11 protein-coding genes are annotated in these 18407 nt (G+C 72.9%); 5 read left to right on the top strand and 6 right to left on the bottom strand.

Going from position 1 to position 18407, the window contains the following annotated elements; genetic code table 11:
• Positions 1 to 84: 84 nt before the first annotated feature.
• The 3 genes from prfB to RLT58_RS22460 form a co-directional block, all read right to left on the bottom strand.
• Positions 85 to 1191, bottom strand: coding sequence for a peptide chain release factor 2 (prfB, locus tag RLT58_RS22470; RefSeq protein WP_311312170.1), 1107 nt, complete (start codon positions 1189 to 1191; stop codon positions 85 to 87).
• 82 nt (positions 1192 to 1273) lie between these two features.
• The gene (locus tag RLT58_RS22465; protein WP_311312169.1) at positions 1274 to 2524 is read right to left on the bottom strand and encodes a serine/threonine-protein kinase; all 1251 of its coding nucleotides are present in this window, start codon (positions 2522 to 2524) and stop codon (positions 1274 to 1276) included.
• A gap of 195 nt (positions 2525 to 2719) precedes the next feature.
• Positions 2720 to 4363 (bottom strand): serine/threonine-protein kinase, encoded by a 1644-nt coding sequence (locus tag RLT58_RS22460; protein WP_311312168.1) that lies wholly within the window; start codon positions 4361 to 4363, stop codon positions 2720 to 2722.
• A 513-nt stretch (positions 4364 to 4876) separates the two neighbouring features.
• Here RLT58_RS22460 and RLT58_RS22455 point away from each other — a divergent pair.
• The 5 genes from RLT58_RS22455 to RLT58_RS22435 all read left to right on the top strand — a co-directional run bounded on the left by RLT58_RS22455 (position 4877) and on the right by RLT58_RS22435 (position 14921).
• Complete coding sequence (locus RLT58_RS22455) at positions 4877 to 8488, top strand: FtsK/SpoIIIE domain-containing protein (RefSeq protein ID WP_311312167.1); 3612 nt, start codon at positions 4877 to 4879, stop codon at positions 8486 to 8488.
• Between the two features lie 214 nt (positions 8489 to 8702).
• On the top strand, positions 8703 to 10073 hold the full coding sequence (locus RLT58_RS22450) for an ABC transporter substrate-binding protein (protein WP_311312166.1): 1371 nt from the start codon (positions 8703 to 8705) through the stop codon (positions 10071 to 10073).
• Between the two features lie 151 nt (positions 10074 to 10224).
• On the top strand, positions 10225 to 11511 hold the full coding sequence (locus tag RLT58_RS22445; protein WP_311314607.1) for a carbohydrate ABC transporter permease: 1287 nt from the start codon (positions 10225 to 10227) through the stop codon (positions 11509 to 11511).
• A complete protein-coding gene (locus RLT58_RS22440; protein ID WP_311312165.1) occupies positions 11508 to 12428 on the top strand; it encodes a carbohydrate ABC transporter permease in 921 nt (306 codons plus the stop codon). Before RLT58_RS22445 ends, RLT58_RS22440 begins: the two co-directional genes overlap by 4 nt.
• Before the next feature lie 318 nt (positions 12429 to 12746).
• A complete protein-coding gene (locus tag RLT58_RS22435) occupies positions 12747 to 14921 on the top strand; it encodes a bifunctional glycosyltransferase/CDP-glycerol:glycerophosphate glycerophosphotransferase (RefSeq protein WP_311312164.1) in 2175 nt (724 codons plus the stop codon).
• Positions 14922 to 14988: 67 nt separating this feature from the next.
• On the opposite strand, the gene RLT58_RS22430 is transcribed toward RLT58_RS22435, so the two are convergent.
• The 3 genes from RLT58_RS22430 to RLT58_RS22420 all read right to left on the bottom strand — a co-directional run bounded on the left by RLT58_RS22430 (position 14989) and on the right by RLT58_RS22420 (position 18268).
• On the bottom strand, positions 14989 to 15363 hold the full coding sequence (locus RLT58_RS22430) for a hypothetical protein (RefSeq protein WP_311312163.1): 375 nt from the start codon (positions 15361 to 15363) through the stop codon (positions 14989 to 14991).
• A 70-nt stretch (positions 15364 to 15433) separates the two neighbouring features.
• Positions 15434 to 16948, bottom strand: a complete 1515-nt coding sequence (locus tag RLT58_RS22425) for a methyltransferase domain-containing protein (RefSeq protein ID WP_311312162.1) — start codon at positions 16946 to 16948, stop codon at positions 15434 to 15436.
• Between the two features lie 78 nt (positions 16949 to 17026).
• A complete protein-coding gene (locus RLT58_RS22420; RefSeq protein WP_399131936.1) occupies positions 17027 to 18268 on the bottom strand; it encodes a glycosyltransferase family 39 protein in 1242 nt (413 codons plus the stop codon).
• Between the last annotated feature and the right edge of the window lie 139 nt (positions 18269 to 18407).

Below are 18407 nucleotides of genomic sequence, written 5' to 3'. Positions count from 1 at the left end.
CGGCCCGTTCGCCGCACATGACGACGGGCGCGGCAGCCAGTGGCTGCCGCGCCCGTCGTCGTACCCCTGTCCCGCTCGGCGGGACTACTTCTCGCTCTGCTTGCGCCAGCGGATGCCGGCCTCGATGAAGCCGTCGATCTCGCCGTTGAAGACCGCTTCCGGGTTGCCCATCTCGAACTCCGTACGCAGGTCCTTGACCATCTGGTACGGGTGCAGGACGTAGGAGCGCATCTGGTTGCCCCAGGAGTTGCCGCCGTCGCCCTTGAGCGCGTTCATCTTGGCCTGCTCTTCCTGGCGGCGGCGCTCCAGGAGCTTCGCCTGGAGGACGTTCATCGCGGAGGCCTTGTTCTGGATCTGCGAGCGCTCGTTCTGACAGGAGACGACGATGCCGGTCGGCAGGTGGGTCAGCCGCACCGCGGAGTCGGTGGTGTTGACGCCCTGGCCACCGGGGCCGGAGGAGCGGTACACGTCGACGCGGAGCTCGGACTCGTCGATCTCGACGTGGTCCGTCTGCTCGACCACGGGCAGCACCTCGACGCCCGCGAAGGACGTCTGGCGGCGGCCCTGGTTGTCGAACGGGGAGATCCGCACGAGCCGGTGGGTGCCCTGCTCGACGGAGAGCGTGCCGTAGGCGTACGGCACCTCGACGGCGAAGGTGGTCGACTTGATGCCGGCCTCCTCGGCGTACGCCGTCTCGTAGACCTCGGTCTTGTAGTTGTGCCGCTCGGCCCAGCGCAGATACATGCGCTGGAGCTTCTCGGCGAAGTCCGCCGCGTCGACGCCGCCGGCCTCGGCCCGGATGGTGACGAGCGCCTCGCGGGCGTCGTACTCGCCGGACAGGAGGGTGCGGACCTCCATCTCGTCCAGCGCCTTGCGGACCGACTCCAGCTCGGTCTCCGCCTCGGCGAGGGCGTCGGCGTCGCCCTCGTCCTGGGCGAGCTCGAAGAGGACCTCGAGGTCGTCGATCCGGCCGCGCAGGGCCTCGGTCTTGCGGACCTCGGCCTGGAGGTGCGAAAGCTTGCTGGTGATCTTCTGCGCCGCCTCCGGGTCGTCCCAGAGGGACGGGGCCGCCGCCTGCTCCTCGAGCACGGCGATGTCCCCCCTCAGCGCATCCAGGTCCAGGACGGCCTCGATCGACCCCATGGTCGAGGAGAGGGACTTCAGCTCTTCGGAAATATCGACGACTGCCACGGGTCCAGCGTAACGGCTGTCGGCGCGTACGTTCCTCGGGCCGGAGGATCGGGGCTCCGCCGGCCCGTCCCGGACGGGCGGATCAGGGGGTCGCGGGCGCCGAATTCCGGTTGTCCTGCGGGGTCGCGCCCGCGTCGTCGTCGCTCAGCGCGAACCAGCCCCCGACGCCTATCGCGGCGACCAGGACCAGTGCCGCGGTGCCCAGGGTCAGCCGGCGCTTGCGGATGGCCGCCGACTTGTTGCGGGCCGAGCCCGGTCGGGGCCGGCCGGGGGCGCGCGGGGCGCGGGCGGTGCCCCGGGGCCCGCCGGAGAGCTCGTCGGGGGCCGGGACGCGCATGCTCGTGTGGGTGTCCCGGTTGGAGTCGGGGGACGCGCCGGGGACCAGCGGGACGGCGCCGCGGCGGCGGGGCTCGTCGGGGGCCGGGGTGTACTGCTGCTCGTCGTAGCCCTGCCCGTGCGGCTGGGGCTCCGGCTCGTCGTCCGGTTCGTCCACGTCCAGCGGCGGGATGCCGGCCAGGTGCGGGAGCTGCTCGCGCAGCCGGGCGGCCAGCTCGGAGGCGCGCAGCCGGGAGGCCGGGGCCTTCGCCAGGCACTGGACCAGCAGCTGCCACAGCTCCTCGGGGATGCCGGGCAGCGGGACGACCGTCTCGGTGACATGGCGGCGCAGGACCGCGCCGGGGTGGCCGCCGCCGAAGGGCGTGAAGCCCGCGAGGAGCTCGTAGAGCACCGTGGCGAGGGCGTAGATGTCGACGGCGGCGCGCGGCGGGAGGCCCTCGACGATCTCGGGGGCCAGATAGTCCGGCGTACCGATGATCTTGGTGGCCTTGGTGCGGCGCGGGGTGTCGATCAGCTTGGCCACGCCGAAGTCGGTGAGCAGCGCGGGGTGGGAGTTGCCGGGCCCGAGCGGGCCCTCCATGTCGAGCAGGATGTTCTCCGGCTTGACGTCGCGGTGGACCACCCCGGCGGCGTGCGCGGCGGCCAGGCCGTCGGCGACGTCCGCGACGATGGCGACGGCCGCCTCGGGGGCCAGCCGGCGCTCGCGGTCGAGCCGGGTGCGCAGGTCCGTGCCGCGCACCAGGTTCATGACCAGGGCCAGGTCGTTGCCGTCCACCACGAGGTCGCGGACGGCGACGACGTGCGGATGGTCGAGTCCGAGCAGCGCGGTGCGCTCCTGGACGAAGCGGCCCACGAGCTCCTGGTCGGACGCGAGGTCCTCGCGGAGCAGCTTGATGGCGACGGGCCCCTCGGGGCCGTCACCGAGCCACACCGTGCCGGCGCTGCCGCGCCCCAGGATCTGGTGGGCGGTGTACCGGCTGCCGATATTCCGTGCCAAGACTGCTCCCTCAGCGGCTGGCGATGGACCCTCGCTCAACAACCCCCGGTCGACAAAGTTACGCGGCGATCGGGGGGCCGCGTGCCGTGGATGGCGCCAACCTTCACTTCTGCGGGCGAATTGCCGCGGAATTGGTCCGCGGAAGTCGATATAGCTACAGAGTTGAGGGGGTGCCGGGTGCCTGCGGCCGCTGTCTCAGCCGCTGCTGCCGCCGCCGATGCTGTCACTGATGTCCGAGACCCAGCCGGAGAACTTGGAGACGGCGTCGCTGATCGCGTGCCAGTAGCTCTGGCCCTGGCCGATCCAGTCCTTGAGCGGGGTCAGCTCCCAGATCAGCCAGCTCGCCACGAAGAGCAGGACCAGCGTGAACAGGCAGCCCTTGAGGCAGCCGAGCCCCGGGATCTTCATGGGGTTGGCGCTGCGCTGCCTCGGCTCGCGGGGCGGGCGCTGCGCGGGCTGCTGCGGCTGCTGGGGCGGCGCGTACTGCTGTTGCTGCGGCTGGGGCCGGTACTGCTGTTGCTGCGGCTGGTACTGCTGCTGGGGCTGCTGGCGCTGGGGGTACTGCTGCGGCTGCTGCTGGGGGTACTGCTGCCGGCGGCGCTGCGGCGGCTGCTGGGGCTGCTGGCGCTGGGGGCGGCGGCGCAGCGGGTCCTGGCTCGGGTCGAGGTACTGGACCTGCGTCTGCTCGTTGCGGTCGCGGGCGGCCTGGAGCTGGGACTGCCAGGGGTGCGGGTCGTCGGCCCCCGGGGCGCCGTCGGGCTGCGGCGGGACGGGCGGCAGGACCGCGGTCGGATCGGCGTGGCCGCCCTGGTCCGGGCGGTGTATGACGCCGGTGGCCGCGTTGGGGTCGTAGCCGAAGGCGCCCGCGTTGCTCGGCAGCACCTGGGTCGGGTCGGCCGCTCCGGGCGTCTCGGGGACGGCCGTGGGCGCCGGGTCCGGGGCGAGCAGCGCGGCCACCCCGTCGGCCGCGGCGATCTGCGCGGAGTTCGCGTGCACCCCGATGCCGTTGGCGACGGTCCGCAGGGCGCGGGCGAGGTTCTCGGCGCTGGGCCGGCGGTCGGGGTCCTTGCTCAGGCAGCGCTCTATCACCGTCCACAGCGGGGCGGGGACGGTGCTGGGGCGGCGGGGCTCCTCGCTGAGATGGCGGTGCAGGACCTCCAGCGCGGTGCCGCCGGCGAACGGCGGACGGCCGGTGAGCAGCTCGTACAGCAGGATGCCGGCGCCGTAGATGTCGACGGCGGAGGTCTGCGGGCGGCCCTCGGCCGACTCGGGCGCCACATAGGCCGGGGTGCCGACGAACTCATGGGTCCGGGTCAGCCCCGGGGAGTCGGCGAGGCGGGCGATGCCGAAGTCGGTGAGCATCGGGTGCATCTCGCCGTCGCGCTCGTCGAGCAGCACGTTGGCGGGCTTCAGGTCGCGGTGCACGACGCCGTCGGCGTGGCTGGCGGCGAGCGCGTCGGCGATCTGCGCGGTGAGCAGCGAGGCGGCGACCGGGGTGAGCGGGCCGTTGTCGCGCAGGTAGCGGTGCAGGTCGGGGCCGTCGACCAGGTCCATCACGAGGGCGAGGAGATCGCCCTCGACGACGAGGTCGCGGGTGCGCACGATGTTGGGGTGGGTCAGCCGCAGCAGGACGGAGCGCTCCCGCAGGAACCGCATCACGACGTCCGCGTCGTTGGCGAGCTCTTCCTTGAGGACCTTGATCGCGACGGTCTCGCCCGGCTGGCCCGCGACGGCCGCCTCGGCGCCCGCGGCCTCGCGCTGGCGGGCACGCCAGACAGTGCCCGTGGCGCCGCGTCCCAGCGGCTCCTCGAGCAGGTACTTGCTGCCTACCGGCCGCACGTGATGCGCTCCCTGCTGATCGTGGTGCTTGTGGTCCCCGGATCCGTCCGGAGTTTCCGGCCCACTCTAGGGCCTGTCGTGGGGGCCTGTCCGGGCGATCTTGAGTGGCGGCCGCAGCCGTCAGTCGGGTGGGCGGTCGGCCCTTTTGTCCGGAATCCGCTTCTCCGTGATGCGAGGGAAGACGCGCGTACGGGCCGGATGGTTGCCGCACAGACGTACGACGGACGCCATCGGGTGCCCCTCCCGCCCCACCCGTGACCGCCCGGGCCCCCGCCGGGAACCGGCCAAGCGGGCACGTATGGGCGCACAGCAGACCTTTCAAGATCACTTAGAGGTGACCGCCGGGCGTGTTGTCAGTGGCAGGTGCGAGGATGCCTTCAGCACGGACTGCGGGGTCGGGAGCCCCGGGGTACGTGACGAACCTGTACCGGACGACGCGTCCGTGCCGGGTGGGGGGAATCACAGGGCGTTTCCCCTGCCGGGCACCCCGCGCAGAAGGGACCGCTGACGGCGATGCAGATCCGGCTGACCGTCCTCGCGCCGCCCAGCGGCCAGACCCCGGCGCGCGCCTGCGACGTGCTGGTCACCGCCCCCGCGGGCACGGCGCTGGCCACGGTGGCGTCCAGTCTGGCCGCCGCCGTCTCCGGGCCGGACGGCTCCCTCGGCAGCGGCGCGGTGGTGCTGTTCGCCGGGCGGGAGCGGCTCGACGCGCAGCGCTGCGCGCTCGGTGAGCCGCCGCTGGTGGACGGGGCGGTGCTCTCGCTCCAGGTCCCGGGCGAGGACGAGACGGCGGACGACGCCGTCCCCGCCCAGCTGCATGTGATCGCCGGGCCCGACGCGGGCGGGGTCCATCTGCTGCACGGCGGCCAGATCCGGATCGGCCGCTCCATCGACGCGGACGTCCCGCTCGACGACCCCGATGTCTCACGGCTGCACTGCGCGGTGACCGTCTCCGACGACGGCCGTGTCACGGTGGCCGACCTCGGCTCGACCAACGGCACCTCGCTGGACGGCGCGGAGGTCCGCGACCGCCCGGTCCGGCTGAAGCCCGGCGCACTGCTGCGGCTCGGCGAATCGACCCTGCGGCTCACCTCGGGCGCACGCACCCCGGTGCTGGAGACCGCGCCGGACGGCGAGGGCCATCTGCGCGTCGCCCGCGCGCCCGCCCCGGCCCCCGGACACGACCACGGCCACGGGGACCGCTCCGGTCACGCGTACAGCGGCCCGGAGAGCCACGAGGGCCCCGAGGCCGGTCCGCGCGGCCATGAGTACGGCTCCGCGCCCGGCGCCCCGGCCGAGGCGCGCCCGCAGTCCGGCCCCGGTCCCGCCGGCCGCTTCCCGGACGAGGAGGCGCCCCGGCGCGGCGGCATAGGAGCCTGGGCCCGCCGGCTCGCGGGCGGCAGGCCCGAGCCGGTGCCCGGCAGCGCGCCCGACGCACCCGGGCCGCCGCCCCCCGCCGCCACCTTCACCGCGCTGCCCACCGCCCCGGAGGGCACCTGGCCCGATCCGGCCTCGATCCTGCTGACGGCGCTCGGCCCCGGCCCCCGGCTCTGGGAGCGCGACACCGCGCATCCGGAGGCCCTGGTGGTCCGTCTCGGCACGACCGAGCGGGCCGAGCTGCCCGCAGTGCCGGTGACCGTGGGGCTGCGGGAGGCCGGTTCGCTGGGGCTCGCCGGGCCGCGCGACCGGCTGACGGGGCTCGCCCGGTCAGCGGTGGCGCAGCTCGCCGCGCTGCACTCCCCCGCCGACCTGGAGATCGTGCTGATCAGCACGGACCGGGCGCGCGGTGTGGACGAGCGGCGGCGCGAGTGGGCCTGGCTGGGCTGGCTGCCCCATCTGCGGCCGATGCACGGCCAGGACTGCCGGCTGCTGCTGGCGTACGACCGCGACCAGGCGGTGGCGCGGGCGACGGAGCTGGTGCGCCGGCTGGACGACGGACCGCTCGGCCCCGGCTGGGCGAGCCTCGACCCGGGGACGGTCGCGGAGGCCGCCCGCGCCTACGACGGCCCGTTCACCGTGGTGATCGTGGACGGCGACCCGGGCTCGGCGGCGCTCCGTGAGAACACCGCCCGGCTGGCGGCGGCCGGTTCCGCCGCGGGCATCCACCTCATCTGTCTGGCCGAGACGCCGGCCGCCACCCCCACCTCCCCCGTGGCCGCGACCTACGAGGCGGCGTGCCACGCCTCGATCGCCTTCCGCGAGTGCGGGGCGGTCGGGATGCTGAGCGGCGATGTGGCGACGGCCCTGCGGCTGCTGCGCACGGCGGGCGGCCGGGCGGCGGGCCATGGCACGGTCGCCTCGGTGGACGCGGTGTCGGCGCACTGGGCGCAGCGGTTCGGGCGGGCGCTGGCCCCGCTGCGCGCGGAGGGTTCGGCCGCGCTGCCGGGCCGGTCCGCGCCGGTGGCGCTCCCGCCGTCCGCCCGCCTCCTGGACGAGCTGGGGCTGGCCCGGGCGACCCCGGCCTCCCTGATGGCCCGCTGGGCCTCCACGGCGGACGACCAGCCGGGCGCGACGGTACGGGGCACGGGCTCCGGGCCCACCCCGGCGGGCGACGAGGACCGGGGCCCGGGCCGCACCGGCGCGGCCCCCCGCGTGGGCGCCCAGCGCACGGGCGGCGACGCCCCGTACGCCCCCGCCCGGCGCACGGACTCGGGGCGCACCCCGTATCCGGGCGCATCCGACACCCCCGGCTCCGGACGCACGGCGTATCCCCGCCCGTCCGGCGGCCGCGGCGGCACGGGGGACACGCATGTGGGCGTCCCCCGCCCCGCCTTCGGCCGGGCCGACGCGCACGAGGACCCGGACTCGGGCCGCACGCCCCGGGCCCGGGTGGGCGGGCAGGGACCCGACGGGCGCGGGGAGGCGCTGAGTTCGCGCACCCTGCCGGGCTCCGACACCCGGTCCTGGGCCGGCGGCGCGGACACCGGAGCGGCGGACGTGCCCGGCGCCGACAGCCTGCGCTCGGCCGGTTCGGGCCGCTCGTCGAGCCGGGTCAGCGGCCCCCGGCAGGCCGACGCGCCCCAGGTCGCCGCGCGCGGCGCGGGGACGGGCCGGGCCACCGGTGCCTCCGTGTACGCCGGGCGGCCCGTCGTGGTGCTCGGTGCCGGGCCCCGGGGCCCGGTGAGTGTGGATCTCGCCGACGAGGGGCCGCATCTGCTCATCGAGGGCCCCGGCGGCAGCGGGCGTACGGAGCTGCTGCGGGCGGTCGCCGCGTCGCTGGCGGCCGCCGCCCGGCCGGACCGGCTCGGGATCGTGCTGGTCGACGGGGCGGGCGGCGAGCGGGGCGAGAGCCTGCGCCCGTGCACCGAGCTGCCGCACGCGTTCACGCATCTGGTGGCCAACGACCCGGTCAGGATGCGGGAGTTCGCCCAGGCGCTGGGCGGCGAGGTCAAGCGGCGGGCCGAGCTTCTCGGCGGGCTCGGCTTCGCCGAGTGGCACAGCCGCTACGAGGCGGCGAACGGCGCGGGACACGAGGCGGCCCCGCGCATAGTCGGGCAGCGGCCCCCCGCCCCGGTCGAGCAGCGGGGCGATGTCGAGTCCGCGCTCAGCGGGACCCTGCGGCTGCGGCCCTCCGCCACCCATGCGGTGGACCCCGGCCCCTCGCCGCTGCCCCGGCTCGTCGTGCTCGTGGACGACTTCGACGCGCTGATCGCCCCGGCGCTCGGCAGTCCGGGCCGGCCGGCCGCCGGTTCGGTGGTGCGGGCGCTGGAGGCCGTGGCGCGGGAGGGCGGCCGGCTCGGTATCCACCTGGTCGCGACGTCCGCCCGCCCCGACCGCACGGAGGACACGGAGCTGGCCCGGGGGGCGCGGCTGCGCATCGTGCTCGACCCGCCCGCCGTCCCGCCCTCGCCGGACGAACCGGCCCCGGGCCGGGGGCGGCTGGGCCATCCGGACGGGCGGGTGACGCCGTTCCAGGGCGGCCGGGTGACGGGCCGCATTCCGCGTACGGCGACGCTGCGCCCGACGGTCGTCCCGCTGGAGTGGGAGCGGATGGGCGACCCGCCGACGCGCCGTCCGGTGCGCGAGCTGGGCAACGGACCGACGGACCTGGCGCTGCTCGCGAGCGCGCTGGAGCGGGCGGCCCGTTCGGTCAACGCGGAGCCGCTCGCGCCGCTGCGTCCCTGAGGCCCGCCGGAGCCACCCCTGAGTCCGGTTGGAGCCACCCCTGAGCCGTACCGGAGCCACAGGGGTTGCGCCGTCCCCATTGGCCGGATACCTGCACTGACCTCACGTCACGAGCCCATCACGATCACTGAATTGGGCCCGAGGACGGTATTGCGGCGCCCGGACGCCGGGCGTAGGACTGTGCGCACACGACGACGTGAGAGACGGGGCAGGGATGCGCACAACCCTTCGGATTCGCAGGGCCGCCTTGGTGTTCACCGCCATAGGCGCACTGGCCCTCACCGGTTGCAGCGACGACGGTGACGGCGGAAAGAAGAAGTCGGACGAAGGTGGCTCCGCGAACGGCAAGGACAACGCGTCGAGCGTCGTTTTACCGAAACTGGACGGTGAGCAGCTCTCTGTCGCGGCGGTCTGGACGGGGCCGGAACAGGCCAACTTCGTCAAGGTCCTCAAGGAGTTCGAGAACCGCACGGGCGCGAAGGTCACCTTCGTCCCGGCGCAGGACCCGATCGTCAACTTCCTCGGTACCAAGATCGCGGGCGGCCAGCCGCCGGACGTCGCGATGATCCCGCAGGTCGGGGCGATCAAGCAGGCCGTCGAGAAGAAGTGGGCCAAGCCGGTCGGCGACGAGGCGAAGGCCCAGCTGACCAAGAACTACGCGAAGGTCTGGCAGGACCTCGGCGCGGTGGACGGCACCCAGTACGGCGTGTACTTCAAGGCCGCCAACAAGTCGCTGGTCTGGTACAACACCAAGGCGTTCGAGAACGCGGGCGCGTCCGAGCCGAAGACCTGGAAGGACTTCCTGGCGACGGCCGAGACGGTCTCCGCCTCGGGTGTCACGCCGGTCTCGGTCGGCGGCGCGGACGGCTGGACGCTCACCGACTGGTTCGAGAACATCTATCTCTCCCAGGCGGGGCCGGACAAGTACGACCAGCTCGCCCAGCACAAGATCAAGTGGACGGACCCGTCCGTCAAGGACGCGCTGACCACGCTGGCCCAGCTGTTCGGCAAGCCGTCCCTGATCGCGGGCGGCGCCGACGGCGCGCTGCAGACGGAGTTCCCGGCGTCGGTCACCCAGACCTTCACCGGCGGGGACCAGCCCAAGGGCGCCATGGTCTTCGAGGGCGACTTCGTCGGCATCAACATCGCGCAGACCAAGGCCAAGATCGGCACGGACGCCAAGGTGTTCCCGTTCCCCGCGGTCGGCGCCGAGTCGCCCGTGGTGACCGGTGGCGACGCGGCGGTGGCCCTGAAGGACGGCAAGGGCGCCCAGGCGCTGCTGACCTGGCTGGCCTCCACGGACGCGGCGAAGATCTGGGCCGAGCAGGGCGGGTTCATCTCGCCCAACAAGGCTCTGGACGCCGCCGCGTACCCCAACGAGGTGCAGCGCACGATGGCGAAGGCGCTGATCGCGGCCGGGGACGCCGTCCGGTTCGACATGTCCGACCAGGCCCCGCAGTCGTTCGGCGGGACACCCGGCAAGGGCGAGTGGAAGACCCTCCAGGACTTCCTGAAGAACCCGAAGGACATCGCGGGGACTCAAGCCAAGCTCGAGTCCGACGCGGCCAAGGCGTACAAGAGCTGACGGGATGACGACAGCCGCAGCGGGGGGCGCCGACGAGGCGCTCCCCGCCGACAAGCAAGCGTCCGGCGGGACTTCGGTACCCGCCCCCAGGGAGCCACTGCCCGGCGCACCGTCCGGCCCGCAGGCCGGGCCGGGACGCAGCCGCGAGAGCGTGACCGGGACCCGCAGGGTCATCGCGGCACTGTTCCTGCTGCCCGCGCTGGTGCTGCTCGGCGCGCTGGTGGTGTACCCGATCGTGTACTCCGTCTACCGGTCGTTCTTCGACCAGGCGGGTACGGGATTCGCCGGCTTCGACAACTACAAGGCGCTGTTCACGGACGACACCATCCGTACGGCGGTCAAGAACAACGCGATCTGGGTGGTCTTCGCCCCGACGATCTCCACCGCTCTCGGGCTGATCTTCGCGGTGCTGACCGAGCGGATCCGCTGGGGCACGGCGTTCAAGCTGATCGTCTTCATGCCGATGGCGATCTCGATGCTCGCCGCCGGCATCATCTTCCGGCTGGTGTACGACCAGGCGCCGGAGCGCGGGGTGGCCAACGCCGTCTGGGTGGGCGTGCACGACACGTTCGCCGAGTCGGCGGGCTTCCCCAAGGCGCATCCGCTGCCGGTGCACCCGCTGAAGGCGGCGGGCGGCGGTGCCTTCGTGACGAAGGTGCCGGTCCGGGCCGGGCAGCCGGTCCAGCTGCCCCTGGTCGGGGTGGTGCCCGCGAAGATGCCGTCCGACGCCAAGCCTGCGAAGGCGCCGGGGCCGGGCGGGAGCGGCGAGATCACCGGTACCGCCTGGCTGGACTTCACCAAGGGCGGCGGCGGCAAGCCGAACGTCATCGACGCCAAGGAGCTGGGGCTCAAGGGCATCAAGGTGGAGGCCGTCAAGGACGGCGAGGTGGTGGCCTCGGCCACGGCGGGCGCCGACGGTACGTTCACGCTGCCCGCCTCGGCGGACGGTGCCGAACTCCGGCTCCCGGCCTCCAACTTCAAGGAGCCGTACAACGGGGTGGACTGGCTCGGGCCGTCCTTCGTGACGCCCGGCATCATCGGGAGCTACGTCTGGATGTGGGCGGGCTTCGCCATGGTGCTGATCGCGGCCGGCCTGGCGGGTCTGCCGCGCGAACTCCTCGAAGCGGCCCGGGTGGACGGGGCCAACGAGTGGCAGGTGTTCCGCCGGATCACGGTGCCGATGCTCGCGCCGGTACTGGCGGTGGTGCTGGTGACGCTGATGATCAACGTGCTGAAGATCTTCGACCTGGTCTTCATCATCGCGCCGGGCTCCTCCCAGGACGACGCGAACGTCCTGGCGCTCCAGCTCTACCGGTCCTCGTTCGGCACGGACGCGGACCTGGGCGTCGGCAGCGCCATCGCCGTACTCCTGCTGCTGCTGGTGATCCCGGTGATGCTCTTCAACATCAGGCGGATACGGAAGGAGGGGCGCCGATGACGACACCCTCGACGACGGCCCCCGCCGGGCCGGGCGACGCCCCGGACACCGGCCCGGTGAAGGCCCGGCGCTCACTCGGCGCCCGGCTCGCGGCGGGCGCGGGCGGCGGCGCGATGCGGGTCTTCCTGATTCTGGTGGCCCTGTTCTGGCTGATGCCGACGATCGGGCTGCTGCTGTCCTCGCTGCGCAGCGCGGACCGGATCGCGGCCACCGGCTGGTGGAAGATCTTCACGGTCCCCTCCGAGCTGACCTTCGACAACTACTCCCGGCTGCTGGACAATTCGACGATCACCGATTCGCTGTTCAGCACGGTGCTGATCACGGTTCCCTCGACCGTCCTGGTCGTGGTGATCGGTTCGCTCGCCGGATACGCGTTCGCCTGGATGGACTTCCCGGGCCGGGACTGGTGGTTCCTGGTGGTCGTCGGGCTGCTGGTGGTCCCGGTGCAGGTCGCCCTGATCCCCGTCTCGAAGCTCTTCGGCGAGATCGGGATCTTCGAGACGACCTTCGGCGTGATCATGTTCCACACCGCCTTCGGACTGCCGTTCGCGATCTTCCTGCTGCGCAACTTCTTCGCGGAGATCCCGCGTGAGCTGCTGGAGGCGGCGCGGCTGGACGGGGCGGGCGAGATCCGGCTCTTCACCCGGGTCGTGATGCCGCTGGGCGGACCGGCGATCGCCTCGCTCGGCATCTTCCAGTTCCTCTGGGTCTGGAACGACATGCTGGTCGCGCTGATCTTCGCGGACTCCGGCTCCCCGCCGATCACGGTGGCGCTCCAGCAGCAGGTGCGGCAGTTCGGCAACAACATCGACGTGCTGGCGCCCGGCGCCTTCGTCTCGATGGTGATTCCGCTCGCGGTGTTCTTCGCCTTCCAGCGCCAGTTCGTCTCCGGCGTGATGGCGGGTGCGGTGAAGTAACCGTTCAGATGTGATGTACATCAAGGATGCGGGGCTGCCCCGCCGGCCGGCCGGCGGGGCAGCCCCGCAGTGCTGCCTGGTGGCACGGCCTCGGGGGCGCCCGTCGCACCCCCGCGCGCCCCCGGATGTCCAAGGTTCACTTACCATCCCAGGTAGTATGATAAGTGGGGCCTTCATCAGCCGCGCGGTCGACCACTCCACGGGCCCGACCCGCCCGTCTCTCGACCCTCGCACGCCTGCCCGCCCCTGCCCGTCCTGCTGAGCGCTCCCCAGTACGCTGTGTGCTCCCCAGTACGCACAGTCCGAGAAAGAGTCTGTATGCCCCGGCTGAGTGTCATCATCCCCGTCCGTCGCGCCCGCGGAAGCCTGCGCGAGTGCCTGGAGTCGGTGCTCTCGCAGTCCTTCACGGACATCGAGGTGATCGGCGTGGACGACGACGCCCCGGACGGATCGGGACTGGTGCTGGACGAGTTCGCCGCCCGCGACAGCCGCGTGCAGGCCGTCCACCTCCCGCCCGGCGCCGGAGCGCACGGACGGCGCAATGCCGGCGCCGAGCGCGCCACCGGTGACCACCTCCTCTTCCTGGAGGGGCACTACGTCTACCTGCCGGGAGCGCTCCAGGCCGTCGTCGACCGCCTCGACGAGACCGGCAACCCGGACGTGCTGCTGTTCGGCCACCGCAAGCGCCCCTTCCGCGGCAAGACCCGCACCACCCGCTCGCTGGAGCTGCTGAGCGGCCTGCCCGCCGGCCCGCTCACCCTCACCGAGCGCCCCGAGCTCCTCGACATCGCCCCGGTGTCCTGGAACCGCGCGGTCCGCCGCACCCTCGCCGAGAGCGAGAGCCTGCACTTCGGCCCCGGCCAGCACGGCGAGCGGATGTACGCCCTGCAGACCCTCGCGATCGCGGGCTCCGTCGCCACGCTGGACACGGCCTGCGTCGAGCACCGCCAGCAGCGCTACCTGCCCGGTCTCGTCGACGAGGCGGAGCCGGCGACCGGCTCCACCCCGCTGGAGCTCGTCGACGCGTACGCCGGCCTCATGACGTTCGTCGAGGCCCGCCCCGCCCTCAAGGGCGTGCGCGGCCTGCTCTACGACCGGGCCGTGCAGGAGCTGCTTTCGGCCTACCCGACGGTGGAGAAGAAGCGCCGGCAGTACGTGAGCGCCGTCGCCGCGTTCCACAGCGCCCACCGCCCCGACGGCTTCAAGTTCCCGGGCGGCGCCAAGGGCCTGCGCCCGCAGCTGATGAGCGGCGGGAAGTACGCCGCGCTCGGCGCGCTGGACACCGCGCTCGCCACCCGCCGCAGCCTGCGCAGCGCCCCCACCACGGCCCGGGCGAAGGCCAAGAAGTCGTTCACCGCGCGCTACTACAAGGCGCAGCGCAAGCTTCCCCTCGACCCCAAGCTCGCCGTCTACGCGGCCTACTGGAACCGCGGCGTGAGCTGCAACCCCGAGGCGATCTACCGCAAGGCGCAGGAGCTGGCCCCCGACATCCACGGCGTCTGGGTGGTCTCGAAGAACCAGGTGGACTCGCTGCCCAAGGGCATCGACTACGTGGTGCCCGGCACCCGCCGCTACTGGTCGGTGCTGGCCCGCGCCACGTACTTCTTCAACAACGTCAACTTCCCCGACCACCTGGTCAAGCGCCCCGGCCAGATCCATGTGATGACCCATCACGGCACCCCGCTGAAGATCATGGGCATGGACCAGCAGAACTACCCGGCGGCCGCGCAGGGGCTCAACTTCGACCGGCTGCTCAAGCGCGTGGACCGCTGGGACTGGAGCGTCTCCGCCAACCCGCACTCCACCGAGGTGTGGTCGCGCGCCTACCCCAGCGCCGCGCGTTCGCTGGAGACGGGCTACCCCCGCAACGACGTCTTCGCGACGGCGACGCAGGAGCAGATCGACACGATCCGCGAGGGCCTCGGCATCCGCCCCGGCCAGCGCGCCCTGCTCTACGCGCCCACCCACCGCGACTACGAGGCCGGCTTCACCAGCCGCCTCGACCTGGAGCGGTTCTGCGAGACCGTCGGCCCGGACACCGTCGTGATGGTGCGCGCGCACTACTTCTACGGCGGCGCGGGGCTGCCCGAGAGCCCGTCGATCATCGACGTCTCGACGCACCCGCGCATCGAGGACCTCTGCCTGGCCGCCGACGCGCTGGTCACGGACTACTCCTCGGTGATGTTCGACTACGCCCACCTGAACCGCCCGATCGTGATCCACGCCCCGGACTGGGAGACGTACCGCACGGTGCGCGGCGTCGTCTTCGACCTGCTGTCCGGCAAGCCCGGCGAGACCCCCGGTGCCGTCGCCACGACCACCGAGGAACTGGCGGAGATCTTCACCGACGGCAGCTGGGACAGCCCGGAGAACGAGGCGCTGCTCAAGGCGTTCCGCGCCCGCTTCTGCCCGTACGACGACGGCCGCGCCGCCGAGCGCGTCGTGCGCCGGGTCCTGCTGGGCGAGGAGCCCCCGGCTCCCGGCACCGTCTGACCCGTACGACAGCCGAAGGGCCCGCCGCCGGTGCGTTCCGGTGGCGGGCCCTTCGTGCCGTACGGGCTCAGCGTTGCTGGCCCGCCATGACCGTGACGAGGCCGACCACCACGAGCAGCGAGCCGCCCCAGGTCCACATCGAGGTCCGCTCGTGCAGCACGGTCGCCCCGGCCAGCACGATCAGCAGATAGCCGAGGGCGTTGAACGGGTAGGCGACGGACAGCGGCACCTTCGCCAGCGTCGTCATCCAGGCGAGCGCGGACACGGCGAAGACCACCAGGCCGAACACGACCCAGGGGCTGCCGGCGGCGCGCAGGGCGACGGAGCCGCCGTCGCGTCCGGCGGCTGCGGCCGCGCCCTTCATCCCGTGCTTGAGCATGATCTGGCCGCCCGCCGACGAGAACACGGCGAACAGCAGCAGCAGCACGCTGGGAAGGGTCAAGGCCTTGCTCCTGACTGCGGGGGCCCGGGTCTCGGAGGCCGGGGCCGGGGTGGGCTCGGGGATGGCCGCCTCAGACGCCGACCCGGTCGGCGGGGACGTACTGTCGGTTGAGGATGTCCTGTACATCGACGTGCTCTCCAGCGATGATCGTCTCGGCCGCATGCGGGGTGAGCAGTGCGACGTGCTGATATCCGAACAGCGTCGGCCGGACCCGGGTCAGCAGCCTCGACGCCCCGCCGAGCACGGCGGCGAGCGGACCGCGTCCCAGCAGCGACCAGAACGGCGCCCCGGTGGAGGCGAGTTCCAGGACGTCGTAGCCGGCGGCCCGTACGGTGCGGCGCAGGCTGGCCCGGGTGAAGAAGCGCAGATGCGTTTCGTCGAGGATGCCGCGGCGGTCGTAGTCGAAGGCGCCGACGGCGACCCGCAGCCGGGAGTACCAGTGGCTGAAGTTCGGTACGGACAGCAGGACCTGACCGCCCGGCCGGAGCACCCCGGCGACCTCGGCGAGGACCCGCTCGGGGCGGGACAGGTGCTCGATGACATCGCCGGCCACGACGTAGTCGAAGCCGGTGCCGATGGCGGCGGGCAGCCCCTCCTCCAGGTTGGCCAGGTGGAAGTGGCTGCACTTCTCGCGCACGCCCGGCACCTCGACGAAGTCGACGCCGGTCACCTCGTGGCCCAGCGACTCCAGGCGCTGGGCGAACAGCCCGCCGGAACAGCCGAGGTCCAGCACCCGGCCGGGCGGGAGGTTGCGCATCTTCTCCAGGATGACGGCGTGCGAGGAGCCGTCGCCCTCCTTGAAGGCGTACTCGACCGGCTTGGGGATCCAGGCGCAGGTGCCGAACCCCTTGACGGCCAGGCGGTATTCGAGGACGTCCTTGACGACGTCCTTCGCGTACTTCATGCCGTTGACGTAGCAGATCTCGTCGCCGTAGTACGTGGGGACGGGGATCTCCTTGATCCGCATGCCCGCGTTCAGCAGCTGCACGATGATCTGGGTGTCGAAGTCGAAGGCGTCGGTGTTCCGGTCGATCGGCAGCTTCTTGAGGGCCTCGACGCTGTAGGCGCGGTAGCCGGAGTGGAACTCGGTGAGTTCCGAGCCGAGCAGACCGTTCTCCAGCCGGGTCAGAATGCGGTTGCCCAGCCACTTGTACATGGGCATCCCGCCCTTGAGGGCGCTGCCGGACTTCATCATCCGCGAGCCGAACACGGCCTCGCACTCGCCGCGTTCGATGGGCGCGACCATGTCGGGGAGCAGCTCGGGGGCGTACTGTCCGTCGCCGTGCAGCAGCACGATGATGTCCAGTCCGTGCGCGGCCGCCAGCGCGTAGCCGGCCTTCTGGTTCCCGCCGTAGCCGAGGTTCTTGGTGTGCCGCATCACCACGGTTCTGGGCATGCCCTCGGCCTGCGACCAGCGGCAGCCGGCGGTGAAGGTCGCGTCATGACTCGCGTCGTCGAGAATGAGGATCTCGTCGATCCGGGACCGGAAGTCCTCCGGGATCCGGTCGAGGGTCTTCTCCAGCGTTGTCTCCGCGTTGTACGCGACCACCAGGATGCCGATCCTGGGACTCGGGCTTTCCTTCACGGGGCGTTCTCCAGTTGCGCTCGGTACTCGGTACTCAGTGCTGGGACAGGGGACGGGGCGGCGGGTGCGGTGCCGGTTCTACGGCCGCTCGACGGACGAACCGGAAGGCTGTGAGCTGCGGGGGGCCGAGACGGGCGCCCGCCCGGGCTCCGGGAGGGGGCGCGGGGGCGCGTCCGGGCCGGTGGCGAGGAGGCGGCGTACGCCGGTGACGAGGCCGGCGGCCAGGACGAGCCAGCCGGCGGCGCCGAGTTCCAGCACGGGTTCGCTCCAGCGCACGGCGGAGCGCCCGCTGTAGCCGAGGACGGCGGTCAGCCCGAGGACCGTGTGGAACGCGAACCCCTCCCAGAGGCCGAGGACGAACATCCCGGCGGCCGCCCAGGTCAGGTACTGGAGCCCGGAGGCGGTGGAGAGCAGGAGCAGCAGGCCGAGCGTGGCGGCGACGACGCCGGGCAGCTGGGCGGGCCGCAGCCAGGCGAGCCGGATCCCGGCGGCCACGCAGACCAGGACGAAGAGGAAGTGTCCGCCGCCCTGCATGAAGGTGATGACGGACTCGGGGAGTCCGAGGACGTCGGCGAAGCGCACCAGCCCCCACAGGCGGTAGCTGCCGCCGCCGTACTCGAGGACGTTCTTCTCCAGGTCCCCGGGCACGGTCAGCAGGGCAGGCCCCCACACGAGCGCGAACAGCGCGGCGAAGCCGGCCGTGAAGCGGGCCAGGACCGGCCGCCCGCCGCGCAGCGCGACGACGAACAGGGCCGGGATCACCACGACCGGGACGAACTTGACGCTGATCGAGAGCGCGGCGGCCACGCCCGCGGCGAGCGGCGCCTTCCGGTCGGCCAGCAGATGGGCCGAGGCCAGGGCGAACGCGACGGCGACGGCGTCGGTGTTGCCGTGGTAGCCGGAGGTGGCGATCAGCACCGGGCTGACGGCCACGCCGATGCCGCAGAGCATCGCCGTGCGCGGGGCGGCCCGGCGGCGGACGATCTCGAACACGAGCAGGGCGCAGCAGAAGTCGGCGAGGGCCGCCGGGGTTCTGATCAGGGTGCCGAACGACATGCCGAGCTCGGCGAGGCCGTTCAGTCCCAGCAGCATCCAGCCGGCCAGCGGCGGGTGGTTGTAGACGGGCAGACCGGGCAGCGGGTGCTCGTAGATGCGCACCGGTCCGTACACGGCGATGGCCTTGGCGAATCCCTCGAAGATGCGCACGTCGGCCGGGCCCCGGACGGTCGCCGCGATGATCACGCGGGTGAGCAGGCCCGCGGTCGCGGCGACGAGCACGGCGGCTCGCGCCCGCCGCACGTCCCAGGTTTCGCACCACATCCGGATACCCATGAAAACAGAACGTAGCAACCTGGCGACGCTAAGCGACGCAGCGAACCGTCACCGTGGCGTAAACCCTGGCCCCGGACGCACCCGTGCCCGGCCGGTGACGGCACCGGCCGGGCACGGACGCCCCCCG

This window comes from Streptomyces sp. ITFR-16, assembly GCF_031844705.1.
Lineage (GTDB): Bacteria > Actinomycetota > Actinomycetes > Streptomycetales > Streptomycetaceae > Streptomyces.
The sequence above is the reverse complement of the archived record's forward strand: the minus strand, read 5'-3'. Positions and strand labels throughout refer to the sequence as shown.

Coding starts and splice junctions, on each gene's coding strand:
- RLT58_RS22455 (WP_311312167.1), top strand. CDS start 4,877: ATGCAGATCCGGCTGACCGTCCTCGCGCCGCCCAGCGGCCAGACCCCG.
- RLT58_RS22450 (WP_311312166.1), top strand. CDS start 8,703: ATGCGCACAACCCTTCGGATTCGCAGGGCCGCCTTGGTGTTCACCGCC.
- RLT58_RS22440 (WP_311312165.1), top strand. CDS start 11,508: ATGACGACACCCTCGACGACGGCCCCCGCCGGGCCGGGCGACGCCCCG.
- RLT58_RS22435 (WP_311312164.1), top strand. CDS start 12,747: ATGCCCCGGCTGAGTGTCATCATCCCCGTCCGTCGCGCCCGCGGAAGC.
- RLT58_RS22420 (WP_399131936.1), bottom strand. CDS start 18,268: ATGTGGTGCGAAACCTGGGACGTGCGGCGGGCGCGAGCCGCCGTGCTC.